This is a genomic window from Paenibacillus sp. Soil750 (genome assembly GCF_001428045.1).
In the GTDB taxonomy this organism is placed as follows: Bacteria; Bacillota; Bacilli; order Paenibacillales; family NBRC-103111; genus Paenibacillus_E; species Paenibacillus_E allorhizoplanae.
Map to the genome: position 1 here is coordinate 504485 of NZ_LMSD01000034.1, position 14948 is coordinate 519432.

Consider the following 14948-nt stretch of genomic DNA (forward strand, 5'->3'; position numbering starts at 1 on the left):
TGTTAGCACATTACTTCAATGATTTGGCCCATAAATTCATGTCCTCAAATTTGTCATAAATGTCGCAATTTTTTGTAAGTCTGCCGTAATATCCGTACCCCATTTGATAGAAAACGGCATTCATACCGAATGAAAGGGCCCTAGATAATGAATACGAGCAAGTGATATTCCGTACGATCATTTCGTCTTCCAAGGCATGTATAAGCAAACGCATAAGACCTTGATTACGATAAGCTGGGAGCGTTGCGCAATCTGTCATTTCGGCATTCGCATAGACTGAATTGATTTCTGCCGAAGCGGCACTTATCAGTTGATCTTGCGTTTCAACGAGGTAATAAATCGTTCCTTCCCGCATGGTTTTCGCCACATATATGGCATCATTCATCGGCGTAGGGTAGGTTTGGAAAATGTGGCTGTATAACTGGGAGAGCTGTTCAGCATCCTCCAATCGAGCGAGACGCATCGTCATGTTGCTCGGAACCAAGGCGCGATCGGGCTTAACCGGGAGAGAAAGAACCTGCTGTAAAATCTGATCTTCTTCCAGCCAATAGTCGCTAGTTCTGCGCGCGAGGTCATCATACATGGCCATACAGTAGGCATCACTTCCATTGAAATATCCTTTATATATACCTTCCAGCATACATCCCTTGGATAAAAAAGTCTGCCAATCCACTTCTCTTGATTTGATAAACACCTTGGTTAGAGCATGTGCTTTGGCAATTTCGACCACTCGCTTGTAAATGACATCTATTTTTCCTGAATAGTCATCCACCCGCAACCTTTTATTCGTAAAATCAAGGCAAAACATAATCGTATAGTTGGTGCCGTTCTCAATTTCATTCGTATAGGTTGGCAGATCACTTGGCATCCAGCATCCCCCTTAACCCTCAATTTGCTGCAAAATAATAACAACTGCCAAAAATTTTGCAGCTTTATCCACATAATTAGCCTACCAAGTGAGCAAATACCCACTCTGAAAAGTTGGCATCTTTCTTGCATGATTACAAGTTAGGCGTAAGAATGTTCTATACCATATGAAGGTGGGTGCACGCATATGAATTGCATGTGGTGTGAAACGGAAGATATCCGTGAAAGTGTGAAAGATTGCTACTGGATTATGCCTGATGGGAGACTAGCGGTGCAAATACTTGACATTCCTGCGCTTGAATGTGCCAACTGCCGTACGTATGTTTTAGAGAGCACCGCACAGCAAATTGAAGAGACCTTATATTGGCATGATGTTTCTGCACTTGGAACGGCATTTCGCTATGAAGATCTGTTAAAGGCTCCGCGGGTAAAGAATATGTTTTTAAAATAGAACCTTTGCTGCAAAATCTGTGGGGGTGCCTTATGAAGCGGGAGCATGTCATCAAGCCAGTTTTGGATCACCATTATCCCACGATTCAATATGGGAAGGGTGTATATCTCTACGATGAGCAAGGAAAAGCCTATATCGACGGCTGCTCCGGAGCCGTGACAGCTGGCCTAGGGCACGGGGTGCAAGAAATCATCGATGCGATGATGGAGCAAGCGAACAAAGTGTCCTTCGTCTACCGTTCACAGTTTACAAGTGAGCCTGCTGAGCAATTAGCAGAAAAGTTAAGTGATCTAGCACCTGGCAACGATTACTGGACCTTCTTTGTGAACAGCGGATCAGAAGCCACGGAGACGGCGATGAAGATTGCCATCCAACACTGGCAGGAGAAAGGGAGACCTGGTAAAAATAAAGTGATTTCTAGGCGAATGAGCTATCACGGTATCACGCTAGGTGCACTTTCGATGTCGGGTCACGTTCTGAGAAGAAGGAGATTCATCCCCTTATTAGAGGATTTCCCGGTAGTCATGCCGCCTTATTGCTACCGCTGTCCATTGGGTAAAACCGTAGGGAATTGCCAATTAGCATGTGCTGACGATTTGGCAACGGCGATCAAGCGGATCGGAGCAGAACATATCGCCGCGTTCATCGCGGAGCCGATCATTGGAGCTGCAGGGGGAGCCATTGTTCCGCCAGAAGGCTACTACAAGAGGATCAAAGCCATTTGCGAGCAGTTCGACATTTTATTCATTGCCGATGAGGTCATGACAGGCATTGCTCGAACGGGAGCGATGTTCGGTATGGAGCACGATGAGGTTGAACCTGATCTCATGGCATTGGGCAAAGGGATGAGCGCTGGCTATACACCGATGGCAGCGACGCTTGTCAAAGATCATGTGATGGAGCCTATTCTGAAGGGCACCAAAAGTATCATGTCTGGTCATACGTACAGCGCCAATCCGCAATCGGCGGCGGTATCGTTGGCGGTACTTACGTATATCGACAAACATCAATTAGTCAGCGCAGCAGCAAATAAAGGCCGTTATTTATTGAACGCGCTGCGCCTATTGGCTGATGGAATCGAGATCATCGGTGATGTGAGAGGCAAGGGGCTGCTTCTGGCTATCGAATTTGTTGCGGATCGGACGAACAAGCAACCATTTGCACCTGGATTAGGTGTTACGTCTCGGATCATCGAGAATGCCTTTCAGAAAGGGTTGCTTGTATACCCTGCTGCTGGTGCGATAGACGGGGAAGGGGATGCGATTATCATTGCACCGCCTTTGATCATCTCTGAAGAGGAAATGGACCAACTTGTGCGGATATTGGCTGAATCCATTCGGGAAGTCATGGGAGAGCTTACCCCATCCACATTGGAGGAGATATGATGGTGCCAAGAGAGGCTACTCGTGTGAACGAAGGCGAAGGCAAAGTGAGAAGTTTGGAAGAAGCGCTTCAATCGATATCGAGTGGGTGTACGTTGATGTTCGGTGGGTTCGGAGGGATTGGAACGCCGCCTACATTAGTCGAGGGCATCCTTCAAAAGGGTGCCAGGGACTTAACCATTATTGGCAATGATACGGGATTTCCCCACATCGGCATCGGACGTTTAGTTACGGCAGGACGTGTGAAGAAAGTCATCGCTTCCCATATCGGTTCTAATCCTAACGCTGGTCAAATGATGGAGCAAGGTACCATGGAAGTCGTTTTTTACCCGCAAGGAACACTATGTGAAAAAATTCGGGCCGGTGGTGTTGGGCTAGGCGGGATCTTGGTGGATGTCGGCGTCGGAACGATCATGGAGCAGGGAAAGAATATCGTGTCTATCGACGAGAAAACGTATCTGGTGGAACCGGCTTTGACGGCAGATGTTGCCATCGTGCATGCGAGAAAAGCCGATCCATACGGGAATCTCATCTACGATAAAAGCGGTAGAAATCTGAATCCGCTCGTTGCCATGGCTGGTCAAATCACAATCGCGGAAGTGGATGAAATTGTACCACTCGGTGAACTGGACCCTGAAAGTATAGTCACGCCAGGTATTTTCGTGGATATGGTGATCTTGAGCAGAGGGGTGACTTGGGAATGGGTATGGGAAAAGAAACCCGCGACCGAATAGCAAAGCGGGCTGCTCAAGAATTGAAGAACGGCATGGCCGTCAATTTAGGGATTGGTATTCCGACGAAGGTTGCGGATTATGTGCCTGAAGATATTCATGTCGTTTTTCATGCAGAGAATGGGATATTGAGCGCTGGTGGTGCGTCACTTCCAGGGGAGGAAGATGCTTTCCTGTGCAACGCAGGCGGATACCCAATCACGATTCATCCTGGCGCTTCCTACTGTGATAGTGCGATTGCTTTTGCCATGATACGAAGAGGATGTATCGATATTACGATCCTTGGGGCACTAGAGGTGAGTGAACGAGGGGATCTCGCGAATTGGATCGTACCTGGGAAACGGGTGGCGGGAATCGGAGGAGCGATGGAGCTTGCGCAAAAAGCCAAAAAAGTCATCGTTCTCATGAACCATGTCAACCGAAATGGGGAGTCTAAGGTTAAAAAACAATGCGACTTGCCCCTAACTGCAGTGGCCTGTGTGAAATTGATCATAACGGAAATGGCTGTCATGGAAGTTTCGGAGCAAGGGTTGATTTTAAAAGAAGTCATGCTGCCCTATACGGTAGAAGAGGTTGTTCGACATACGGAAGCTGCCTTGCTTATTCCTGAAACCGTTCTATACATCCCGTAATCTGTCAGAGAAAGGCTTGAAGGAGGGAATTCCTTTGCCTAATAAGCGTGTAGAGTTGCAAAAGCAAATTCATGAATGGATAAATCTTCATCGTGAGGAAGGCACAGATTTTCTTCGAAATCTGGTAAGAATGCCCAGCACACAAGGAAATGAGCAGAGGGCTCAATTCCTCATCGCCGACAAATTGCTGGAGCTATCGCTCGACGTTGATCTATGGGAACCAGATGGTGTGGCACTGGCGACACATCCGTATTTTTGTTCCCCAAGAAACGAGTTTACAGGGAGTCCGAATGTGGTTGGTGTTTTGAAAGGTGTCGGAGGCGGACGTTCTCTCTTACTAAATGGTCACATGGATGTCGTGCCAGAAGGAAATCGAGCACAATGGCATGATGATCCATTTAGCGGTCATGTGGTGGACGGGATGCTGTATGGTCGCGGGGCAACGGATATGAAAGGAGGGAATGTCTCTTTGCTCATGGCGATCGAGGCTGTTCAGAGTCTCGGGATTAAGTTGAAAGGCGATGTTATTTTCCAAAGTGTCATTGAAGAAGAAAGTGGAGGAGCGGGGACTTTAGCTGCCATTGTAAAAGGTTATACGGCCGATGCGGCGCTCATACCCGAGCCTACGAATATGCGTATTTTCCCGAAGCAGCAAGGCTCCATGTGGTTCCGTATTGAGGTGAAAGGGCGTTCGGCTCATGGTGGAACTCGGTATGAAGGTGTTAGCGCGATTGAGAAAAGCATTGCTGTCATTCAGCATATTAGGGAACTTGAGGTGGAACGAAATGCACGGATCACAGATCCGTTGTATGCCAATAATCCGATTCCGATCCCCATTAATATCGGCGTTATTCAGGGAGGTAATTGGCCATCGTCTGTTTCCGATACGGTTAAGTTGGAGGGGCGCATAGGCGTCGCTCCGGTGGAGACGATTGATAGCGCCAAGGAGGAAATGCGTCAGTGGATGGCGAGGCTGAGCGAGAAAGACCCGTGGTTCGAAGCCCACCCGCCAAGTGTGGAGTGGTTCGGCGCGCAATGGGTCCCAGGCAACGTTGATCCCGAACATGATTTCATGCAGGTGCTTATGGAGCAATTTCGTGCGGTTAAACAGGAAGAACCCGTGATCGAAGCCTCCCCTTGGGGGACGGACGGCGGATTACTCACCCAAGTTGGTGATACTCCTTGTATCGTTTTCGGTCCAGGGATTACACAAGTTGCCCATTATCCGAATGAGCACATTGAGCTGGAACGTGTGTTTGAGGCTGCAGAGATTATCGCCTTGACCATCATTCAGTGGTGTGGTTTGGCTGAGACGGAGGCATAGGGATGTTGCGTTTGAGGGCGCAGGAGGTTTGGCAGCAAAAAAAGCACCTCTATTAGGTGCTTTTTTGTATATATAGATGTTTTCACCCGCTCCTAGCAGGTGCGCCTTGTGCACTCAGACACAATAACTGGAAAACATACAGCTAATTTCAACCCGATTCCGCCAAATCCGAGGTTAGCTGGAAAACCTCCAGTTATTTCAGCTGAGTTGAGGTATTCTGGGGAGTTATCGCTGAATTACCTGCAGGAAATCCAGTTATCTGCCTCGAAATGGACATTTTCTTCAAATTAGCTGCAGAAAATCCAGTTATTCATCATTTGCCTGTTCTGTAGAGCTACCGAAATTTCGATTATTCAATCGTCAACTCACTTGAACTCCCTTTTTTTTCTTTCTGCTGAGCCTTCATCAATTTGTCCTTCATCTCATCCCGCATCGGCCGTTTATCCTTCAGCGACAGGTGATCTGGTGTTTCCTGATACGTCTTCCGTCTACCAATTCGGCGCAAATTTTCTGGCACTAAGTTGAATTTTTCATCTTTCATGAGGGCAATTATGCCGGTGCTTTCCGGCTGCTTTTGGATGCCATATATTTCGTTGAAATATTCATCTGCACGGCCTGGTATATAATTTTTCGGCTCGGGATACCCCACGATAACGCCTTCGTAATTGCGCAGAATTACTTTATCCTGACTTTGTGAGATGAGATAGTTGGGTTGAAGTGCGATTTTCCCACCACCGCCAGGTGCGTCAACGACGAAGGTAGGCACCGCATACCCCGAGGTGTGACCGCGAAGAGATTCGATAATCTCAAGTCCCTTGGACACTGGTGCACGAAAATGACCGATGCCCTCGGATAAATCGCACTGATAAATGTAGTAGGGACGCACACGAATTTTCACCAGATCATGCATGAGCTTCTTCATGATATAGGTGCTATCGTTGATGCCCGCGAGAATGACGGATTGATTGCCAAGTGGAACACCAGCGTTCGCAAGCATTTCGCAGGACTTTTTCGCTTCTTCCGTTATTTCCAGAGGATGATTAAAGTGCGTATTTAACCATACGGGGTGATATTTGCGGATAATATTGCACAGATGCTCTGTAATCCGCTGCGGGAAAACAACAGGAGCCCTAGTACCGATCCGAATAATTTCCACGTGGGGGATCGCTCGCAAATTTTTCAGAATATACTCCAAAATATTGTCGTTAATTAATAAGCCATCTCCACCAGACAGCAGTACGTCCCGCACTTCCGGGGTATTTCGAATATAAGCAATCGCATCATCCAACTGCTTTTTCGGAACGCCCATACCCACCTGACCAGAGAAACGGCGGCGCGTGCAGTATCTGCAGTACATGGAGCATTGATTCGTTACCAAGAACAGCACTCTATCCGGGTATCGATGTGTTAATCCAGGGGTAGGGGAATCTTCATCTTCGAAAAGAGGATCTTCAAGATCGTACTTGGTTTTCAATAATTCAGCGGAAATGGGAACAGATTGCATTCGAATCGGGCATCGCGGGTCATCGGGATTCATCAGGGAGGCATAGTAAGGCGTAATATTTAAAGGAATTGTTTGCGTTGAAATGCGAACGCCTTCCTCTTCCTCGGGAGTTAAATTCACGACCTTCTTCAGATCATCTAATGTTCGAATGGTATGTGTCAGCTGCCACAGCCAATCATTCCATTGCTCATCTGTCACATGTTTCCATAGCTCAACTTGCTTCCAGTCACGTCGTTCCATCATTGCACCTCCAGCATGGATGTCTTCTCACGATTAGTAAGATGCAAGAAGGATGCCAACATTCACTTTTTATAAAAAAAAGAAAAAGACTCCTCTCGGAGTCGTGCTCATCCTAGGATGTTAAGGCTTTCTAACGATGCCGTAGCGGTTTAGCTTATACTGTAAAGCCTGACGCTTGATCCCAAGCGCCTGAGCGGTCAGCGTGATGTTGTATTGGTGAAAAGCTAACGCATCCGTGATCGTTTCCTTTTCCATTTGCTTCACTTTGTCGGTTAACCTACTGGTCGAGAAATCTGCTATGTTGTCACTCCGCGGACTGGATCGATGCACTGTTGTTCGTGTAGGTCCCAAGAGATACGCGGGCAGATGATGATCTTCAATCCTTTCACACTCCAGCTCCATCATATTATAGGTGGATTCGATCGCATGACTTAATTCACGTATGTTGCCTGGCCAATAGTAGTTCTCTAAGGTCACCAGAGCTGTAGGGGATATGCCATTTATTTTCATGCCGAATAGGTGATTAAATTTGTCAATAAAATGGGAAGTGAGAAGGGGGATATCGTCTTTTCTTTGTACGAGAGGAGGTAGGTGCAAATTCACGACATTGAGCCGGTAATACAGATCGCTTCTAAGCAAACCTTTGCTTAAGGCTTCTTTCGGATCGATATTCATGGCGGTAATAATGCGAACGTCAACTTGCTGCTCATGCGTACCTCCGACGCGACGAACGATGCCGTCTTGTAGGACTCGTAATAATTTGGCTTGCAGAAATAAATCTAAGCTATTTAATTCATCTAGAAAAAGCGTTCCGCCGTTAGCTTGCTCGAATAATCCTGCACGATCAATCGCGCCAGTAAACGCGCCTCTCGCAGTTCCGAACATAATCCCTTCCATCAGCTCGTTAGGCACTGCCGCACAATTCTGAGCAATGAACAGTCGGTTCCGACGAGCTCCAGCATTGTGAATGCTCTGGGCAAACAATTCCTTTCCCGTGCCAGTGGGGCCTGATATCAGAACGGGCGAGCTCGTGCGCGATGCCTTCTTGGCAAAGGCGATAGTTTGCAAGAAGGTTTCACTTTTTCCAATTAAATCACTGAAATGGTACCGAGCAGCGCTCGCATTTTTTTTATCCTTGGATGGGGATTCATAGATTTGATGCCTGAGATCCAGAATTTGATCATGCAGATGAACGATACTCGTGATATCTTTGGCAACTTCTAAAGCTCCGATGATTTCACCATTTTCCAATAGGGGATAGGTACTATTAATGGTTGTGATCCTTTTCCCCGTCACATTCACGTATGTTTGAATTTTTTCGCGGATTTCAATCCCGGTTTGCAGTACTTTCATGAAAGTACTCGTTTCGTTTGTAAGGGAAGGGAAGAGTTCGAAGAAGTTTTTTCCCACAACCTGTTCTCTTTTTAATCCATCCGTTTCAGCCATCTTCTCGTTATAAAAAATCGTGATTCCCTTGTTATCAATCAGGTGAACACCGACATCAATGATCGTCAGCATCTGCTCAAAATATTTAGATCCATGATCGTTCTGTTCGGACATTGGGTTCACCCGCCTCGCGAAGTATGGTTCAGTGGTTCAATTAATAGCTTATGATTGTAGGCATTGGAACATGACGCGGACATGATTTGCGGCTCATCTGCATAGAAATCGAGTGAAACGCGATAACAACGCTTGGATGCTTCTACGACGACTATCATATAAAGGTGGGTTTCCTGTGAACACACAAGTCTATCGGCCCAAGAATCCAGTACGATTTGTTACGGCGGCAGCTTTGTTTGATGGACATGATGCGACTATTCATATCATACGAAGGATTTTGCAAGCATCGGGGGTTGAAGTGATCCATCTGGGTCACAATCGATCCGCCCAGGAAGTCGTCCATGCCGCCATCCAAGAAGATGTGCAAGGCATTGCAATAAGCACGTATCAAGGGGGACATATTGAATATTTGACGTACATGTATGACCTTCTCCAGCAAAAAGGTGTTGGGCACATTAAGATATTCGCTGGCGGAGGAGGTGTCATCGTTCCTTCCGAGATCCATCAATTACACCAATATGGTATTGCCAAAATCTTTTCACCCGACGATGGACGCGAACTTGGTTTACAAGGCATGATCAATCACATGATTCGAGAAGTTGACTACCCAACACCAAGGAAGCTTCCACATGACATAGATGACCTACACATTTCAAATGAAAACCATTGGAGCTTGGTAGCAAGCGTGATAACTTCAGCTGAAGAAGTCGCTGGAAGTGGACAGTGGGAGCAAGTAGTACCTATTTTAGCGAATAAACAATCTTCTCGGGCGCCGGTGCTTGGCATCACGGGAACAGGAGGCGCAGGGAAGAGTACGCTGACGGATGAGCTGGTCAGGAGATTTCTCGCCCAATATCCAGATAGAAGCATCGCAATTATTTCAATCGACCCTTCCAAAATGAAAACAGGCGGTGCACTTCTCGGAGATCGGATCCGTATGAATGCTATCAACAGCCCTAACGTGTATATGCGCAGCTTAGCGACACGGGGTGCGAAGTCTGAACTGAGTCTTGCCACCAAGGAAGCCATACAAGTGGTTCAAGCTGCTGGCTATCAGTTGGTGATTGTGGAGACAAGTGGGATTGGACAAGGCGACTCTGCGATTGTAAAGCTATGTGATGTGGCGATATATGTAATGACAAGTGAATTTGGCGCAGCAACTCAGCTGGAGAAAATAGATATGCTCGATTACGCCGATATGGTCGTCATCAATAAGTTCGATCGACGTGGCTCGGAGGACGCTTTGCGTGATGTGCGAAAACAATTCCAAAGAAGTCATGGCTTATTTGATACACCTATTCAGGAAATGCCTGTATTTGGCACGATCGCCAGTCAATTTAATGATATTGGAACAAATGTTCTATTTAAGGAGGTCATGAAGCTCGTTTTGGGCAAAACAGGTGGAGATTGGCCAATTGATGAGCAGGAGAATTTGCAACCGGTAACAACCAAGAATGTGATCATACCGTCCAACCGTATCGGTTACCTCGGGGACATTGTACAAACAATCCGACGGTATAAGCGATTTACAACGGAGCAGGTCGGGATCGCGCGTAAGCTGTATCACCTTCGGTGTACGAAAGCGCTGATGCTGTCCGAGCATCCTAATTTGTTTAATTCCAAGGAAGAAACAGATGCGATGATAGGCAAAATCGATGACATGATCGTGCATTATCAGACGAATCTTCACCCAACATGTCTCAAGCTGCTACAAGAATGGCCAACAATTCGTGAAGCCTACACACAAGATGAACTCGTCACTCGCGTACGCGATCGAGAGATGAGATCTGCTCTATATACGGAATCGCTGTCTGGGAGTAAGATACCCAAGATCAGTTTGCCGAGATACGAGGATGAAGGAGAGATCCTTCAATGGCTGCTGAAAGAAAATTTGCCAGGCTACTTCCCTTACACGGCTGGTGTGTTTCCTTTTAAACGAACGAATGAAGAGCCGAAGCGACAATTTGCCGGAGAAGGAACACCAGAGCGGACTAACCGACGATTCCACTATTTATGTCAAAATGAGGAAGCGAAACGATTGTCGACGGCATTTGACAGTGTCACCTTGTACGGCCATGATCCCGACTATCGACCCGATATTTATGGAAAGATTGGGAACAGCGGAGTAAATGTGTGCACATTAACGGATATGAATAAGCTTTATGCTGGATTCGATTTATGTCATTCATCTACAAGCGTTTCCATGACCATTAACGGACCTGCACCGATGATCTTGGCCATGTTCATGAACACCGCCATTCAGCAACAAGTGGAGAAATTTGTCCAAAACATAGGTAATCAACCTACAGATGAAGAGTATGCGCAAATGAAAGCATGGACGCTGCAAACTGTTCGGGGAACCGTTCAAGCGGATATTTTGAAGGAGGATCAAGGACAGAACACTTGCATATTCTCAACGGAATTTGCGTTGAAAATGATGGGTGATATGCAGCAATATTTCATTGATCATCAGGTGCGAAACTATTATTCCGTCAGTATTAGCGGTTATCATATTGCGGAAGCGGGGGCAAACCCTATTACGCAGTTAGCTTTTACATTAGCCAATGGTTTCACGTTTCTGGAATATTACTTGAGTCGCGGTATGCATGTCGACGATTTTGCTCCGAATTTATCTTATTTTTTCAGCAATGGACTCGATCCCGAGTATACCGTCATGGGTAGAGTTGCGCGTCGCATCTGGTCAACGGTCATTCGAAATCAATATGGCGGCAATGAGCGAAGTCAGAAGTTAAAGTATCATATTCAAACTTCAGGCCGTTCTTTACATGCCCAGGAGATGGACTTCAATGATATTCGTACCAGCCTGCAGGCACTCATGGCGATCTATGATAATTGCAATTCCTTACACACGAACGCCTATGATGAAGCGATTACGACACCAACAGAAAATTCCGTACGCAGGGCGATGGCGATTCAATTGATCATTAACAAGGAATTGGGCTTGACGAAGAATGAGAATCCACTGCAAGGTGCTTTTATCATCGATGATTTAACGGATCTTGTGGAAGAAGCTGTATTAGCTGAATTCGAGCGAATTCATGAACGCGGTGGTGTGTTAGGGGCAATGGAAACGCAATATCAACGTGGAAAGATCCAAGAAGAATCTCTTTTGTATGAACATAAAAAGCATGCAGGAGAGCTGCCGATTATCGGTGTGAATACGTTTATTAAGCCGAGTGATCATCAGCCTGCCGCTGATATCGAGCTGGCACGTTCGACCTTTGAGGAGAAAGAAACTCAAATTGCTGGGCTGCAAGCCTTTCATGAACAGCACAAGGTGGCATGTCCTGCGGCTCTTGAACGTTTAAAGCAGACAGCCCGCAATAACGGGAACCTGTTCGAAGAACTCATGGAAACGGTTAAAGTAGCATCGCTCGGGCAAATCACAAATGCCTTATATGAAGTAGGTGGGCAGTATCGCAGAAATATGTAAATGGAAAAAGTTAATAGATTTATATAGCTCATCCGTCCATTCCATGATATATATGTAAAGAGCCAAATATATTGAATGGAGTGAGATGAATGAGAATCGCCACGCAATTGTATACTGTTCGTAACTTTCTGCAAACCCCACAGGACATTAGCGACAGCTTGAAGAAAGTGAAGCAACTGGGGTATAACTCCGTGCAAGCTTCAGGTGTTGGTCCTATTGGTATTCATGAATTTAAAGCGCTTACGGATCAAGAAGGCTTGAGCATTTGTGCTACGCACATCGGGTATAACGATTTGTTAAACGATATGGATTCTGTCATTGAGAAACATTTGGCCTGGGATTGCAAGTATGTTGGATTAGGTGGGCTTCCGCCAGAATTCCGTGAAACGAGCCAAGGTTATGCAACCTTTGCCAAGCAAGCTTCCGATTTTGGCAGACAATTGAAAAGTGCTGGATTACAGTTCATTTATCATAATCATGATTTCGAATTTGCTAAATATGATGGAAAAACAGGTATGGAGATTTTATTTGACGAGTCTGATCCTGAAGCCGTAGATTTTGAGTTGGATGTTTATTGGGTGCAAGCTGGTGGTGCCGATCCTATCGAGTGGATTCGCAAGGTTGACGGACGAATGAAAGTCGTTCATTTCAAGGATATGTGCATAACGCCAGATCGGAAACAGCGTTTCGCCGAAATCGGTGAAGGCAACATGAATTTCAAAGGCATTATTCAAGCCTGCGAAGACATTGGTGTGGAGTGGGCTGCGGTCGAGCAGGACGACTGCTACGGACGTAATCCGTTCGAAAGCTTGGAGATTAGTTTCGCTAATCTTGCTCGCTTAGGATTGAAGGGGTAGATTGGCTTGAATGACAAAGGAGCTAGGCGCATGTGTGCGCTTGGCTCTTTTTTTGCGTTTGAGAGGCGGTGCCGCGCACCCGTAACTCGAAAAAATCGAGTTACAGAGTCGCAAGTGCGGTGCCGCGCATCCGTAACTCGAAAAAATCGAGTTACAGAGCCGTAAGTGTGGTGCCGCACATCTGTAACTCGAAAAAATCGAGTTACAGAGCCGTAAGTGCGGTGCTGCGCACCCATAACTCGAAAAAATCGAGTTACAGAGTCGCAAGTGCGGTGCGGCACACCTGTAACTCGAAAAAATCGAGTTACAGAGCCGAAAGTGCGGTGCTGCGCACCCATAACTCGAAAAAATCGAGTTACAGAGCCACAAGTGCGGTGTCGCGCACCCGTAACTCGAAAAAATCGAGTTACAGGGTTGCAAAGCCTCTGCCTCGCATAAATGTAGTCAATTCTATCTAGTCTCAACCGATAATCTCGATCAATTCCAGTCTGACTACTAACCAGCACCGAATAGTCCGAATTAGCCGAATTAATCATACTGTACGCTACTATAAATCTTCAATAGTCGGAATTTGCACAACTAAATCGACACTATCATCTCTCGCACACTGAAAAAGGGGAAATAGTTCGGCATATTCGGAATATTGGTCCTATTTTCCAAGTAAATCCCGTTTTAAGGCGGCAAAGTCGAACTAAAGCTGCTTTCGGTCAAATGCTAATGTGATCCGTGGTGGTACCTCACCGTTCTAACTGTTCTCTCCGTGAGTATATTGTAGGGATAGTTCAGGAGTTGTTAGGGAGGTTGATCGCAATTGCCTGTATACTTCATGCTTATGCTTCTTCTCACAGGGGGTTGGACACAGACAGGACATCAAGCAAATCCATTGGATTCCTATTGTTCGGCTTCTAAAATGAGTACTTCTTCAACCGTCAACACAGATGCCACTTCCATCCATTATAAAAATAAGGCATTATTTCTAACCTATCATCATCTCGATGATCAGGAGTCTTTCATCACAATTACTCCGGCCAAATTTAAACAGCACCTACAGGCTCTTAAAGATAAGCACTATAATGTTGTTTCTATCGAGGACTATGCTTGTTTCCATGCGCATCGGACCACATTACCTCCGAATGCCGTGGTGATAACGTTTGACGATGGCTACCGATCATTTTATGAGAAAGCTTATCCTTTACTGAAGCAGATGGGCTATCCGGCGACGAATTTCCTTATCCTGAGCGATGTAGATTCCGAAAATCCATCTTTGCCCTTTCTGACCTGGAGTCAAATCATTGAAATGAGACGCGATGGATTTAGCTTTTACTCACATACTTATGATCTGCATCAGAAAAGACGAGATGAGTCTGGTAACCTAGTACCTCCACTGTCGAATCGAATCTGGTTGCCTATAGAGAAAAGATCGGAGACGGAAGAAGAGAGGAAGCAGCGTGTGAGAGAAGATTTGTTATTGGGAGAGTTGTTTCTGAAGACAAAGCTTCACAATCAGTTCTCTTTCCTTTGTTTCCCACTAGGGGAATACAATAAGTCTGTGGTTGAGGAAGCGAAACTGCTTGGATTTTCTTTGTTTTTTACAACGAAGGAAGACATTAATACAGGGAGCAGTGAGGAAATTTCACGCATAAGTGCAGGAATGCCCTATGTCTCTTCTGATATTTTACTTAAAAAGATGCAAATGTACGATCAGAAATAGTCTGTATTCAGAGAAAATAAAGATAATTGGTAAAAAACTCGGGATAATGTAAGAATACGTAACGTGAATATTATTCGATAAACTTTTTGTTTGATAATGTCGAAATTTATGTTATATTATCTAACATATTAAAAGTTTTCTAGGGTTCCGCGGCCTATTTGCCGGTCAGGTCCGAGAGAAAACACACAGCGCGCTGTGTTCACGGAGGGATAAAAGCCCGGGAGGTTATCGATTC

Annotated in this window: 12 protein-coding genes and 1 riboswitch; of the genes, 8 read left to right on the forward strand and 4 right to left on the reverse strand. The window is 45.9% G+C overall.

All coding sequences use genetic code 11. The features are described 5' to 3' along the window. Positions 1–10 precede the first annotated feature (10 nt). Positions 11–868 carry a putative beta-lysine N-acetyltransferase gene (gene ablB, locus ASL11_RS26935; RefSeq protein WP_056621640.1) on the reverse strand — a complete coding sequence of 286 codons (858 nt, stop codon included), beginning with the start codon at positions 866–868 and terminating at the stop codon, positions 11–13. Between the two features lie 186 nt (positions 869–1054). Here ablB and ASL11_RS26940 point away from each other — a divergent pair, with 186 nt between their 5' ends. From ASL11_RS26940 to ASL11_RS26960, 5 genes are read left to right on the forward strand one after another with little or no spacing between them, the layout of a single operon-like run. Then, a complete protein-coding gene (locus ASL11_RS26940; RefSeq protein ID WP_056621642.1) occupies positions 1055–1318 on the forward strand; it encodes a YokU family protein in 264 nt (87 codons plus the stop codon). 32 nt (positions 1319–1350) lie between these two features. Then, a complete protein-coding gene (locus ASL11_RS26945; RefSeq protein ID WP_056621644.1) occupies positions 1351–2703 on the forward strand; it encodes an aspartate aminotransferase family protein in 1353 nt (450 codons plus the stop codon). After that, positions 2703–3434 (forward strand): CoA transferase subunit A, encoded by a 732-nt coding sequence (locus ASL11_RS26950; protein WP_056621647.1) that lies wholly within the window; start codon positions 2703–2705, stop codon positions 3432–3434. The genes ASL11_RS26945 and ASL11_RS26950 overlap by 1 nt, the downstream gene beginning before the upstream one ends. Then, positions 3401–4063, forward strand: a complete 663-nt coding sequence (locus tag ASL11_RS26955; RefSeq protein WP_056621649.1) for a 3-oxoacid CoA-transferase subunit B — start codon at positions 3401–3403, stop codon at positions 4061–4063. Before ASL11_RS26950 ends, ASL11_RS26955 begins: the two co-directional genes overlap by 34 nt. Before the next feature lie 34 nt (positions 4064–4097). Then, positions 4098–5387, forward strand: coding sequence for a peptidase (locus ASL11_RS26960; RefSeq protein ID WP_056621651.1), 1290 nt, complete (start codon positions 4098–4100; stop codon positions 5385–5387). 349 nt (positions 5388–5736) lie between these two features. Here ASL11_RS26960 and ablA read toward each other — a convergent pair whose 3' ends face one another. From ablA to ASL11_RS36775, 3 genes are all read right to left on the reverse strand, one after another. Then, the gene (ablA, locus tag ASL11_RS26965; protein ID WP_056621653.1) at positions 5737–7134 is read right to left on the reverse strand and encodes a lysine 2,3-aminomutase; all 1398 of its coding nucleotides are present in this window, start codon (positions 7132–7134) and stop codon (positions 5737–5739) included. 117 nt (positions 7135–7251) lie between these two features. Beyond that, on the reverse strand, positions 7252–8691 hold the full coding sequence (locus ASL11_RS26970; RefSeq protein ID WP_056621655.1) for a sigma-54 interaction domain-containing protein: 1440 nt from the start codon (positions 8689–8691) through the stop codon (positions 7252–7254). A 5-nt stretch (positions 8692–8696) separates the two neighbouring features. Next, a complete protein-coding gene (locus ASL11_RS36775) occupies positions 8697–8849 on the reverse strand; it encodes a hypothetical protein (RefSeq protein WP_157257065.1) in 153 nt (50 codons plus the stop codon). Positions 8850–8866: 17 nt separating this feature from the next. On the opposite strand from ASL11_RS36775, the gene icmF reads away from it, so the two are divergent. The 3 genes from icmF to ASL11_RS26985 all read left to right on the forward strand — a co-directional run bounded on the left by icmF (position 8867) and on the right by ASL11_RS26985 (position 14713). Continuing rightward, the gene (icmF, locus tag ASL11_RS26975) at positions 8867–12145 is read left to right on the forward strand and encodes a fused isobutyryl-CoA mutase/GTPase IcmF (RefSeq protein WP_056621657.1); all 3279 of its coding nucleotides are present in this window, start codon (positions 8867–8869) and stop codon (positions 12143–12145) included. A gap of 89 nt (positions 12146–12234) precedes the next feature. After that, a complete protein-coding gene (locus ASL11_RS26980; RefSeq protein WP_056621658.1) occupies positions 12235–13002 on the forward strand; it encodes a sugar phosphate isomerase/epimerase family protein in 768 nt (255 codons plus the stop codon). A gap of 811 nt (positions 13003–13813) precedes the next feature. Beyond that, positions 13814–14713: a polysaccharide deacetylase family protein gene (locus ASL11_RS26985; RefSeq protein WP_056621660.1), complete on the forward strand. Its 900-nt coding sequence runs from the start codon at positions 13814–13816 to the stop codon at positions 14711–14713. Between the two features lie 128 nt (positions 14714–14841). Then, a riboswitch (guanidine-I (ykkC/yxkD leader) is annotated at positions 14842–14939 on the forward strand. Positions 14940–14948: the final 9 nt, after the last annotated feature.

Bases quoted from the DNA above. Each gene is read 5' to 3' on its own strand.
- ASL11_RS26955 (WP_056621649.1), top strand. From the start codon at position 3,401: ATGGGTATGGGAAAAGAAACCCGCGACCGAATAGCAAAGCGGGCTGCT.
- ASL11_RS26940 (WP_056621642.1), top strand. From the start codon at position 1,055: ATGAATTGCATGTGGTGTGAAACGGAAGATATCCGTGAAAGTGTGAAA.
- ablB (WP_056621640.1), bottom strand. From the start codon at position 868: ATGCCAAGTGATCTGCCAACCTATACGAATGAAATTGAGAACGGCACC.
- ASL11_RS26950 (WP_056621647.1), top strand. From the start codon at position 2,703: ATGGTGCCAAGAGAGGCTACTCGTGTGAACGAAGGCGAAGGCAAAGTG.
- ablA (WP_056621653.1), bottom strand. From the start codon at position 7,134: ATGATGGAACGACGTGACTGGAAGCAAGTTGAGCTATGGAAACATGTG.
- ASL11_RS26945 (WP_056621644.1), top strand. From the start codon at position 1,351: ATGAAGCGGGAGCATGTCATCAAGCCAGTTTTGGATCACCATTATCCC.
- ASL11_RS26970 (WP_056621655.1), bottom strand. From the start codon at position 8,691: ATGTCCGAACAGAACGATCATGGATCTAAATATTTTGAGCAGATGCTG.
- ASL11_RS36775 (WP_157257065.1), bottom strand. From the start codon at position 8,849: ATGATAGTCGTCGTAGAAGCATCCAAGCGTTGTTATCGCGTTTCACTC.
- ASL11_RS26980 (WP_056621658.1), top strand. From the start codon at position 12,235: ATGAGAATCGCCACGCAATTGTATACTGTTCGTAACTTTCTGCAAACC.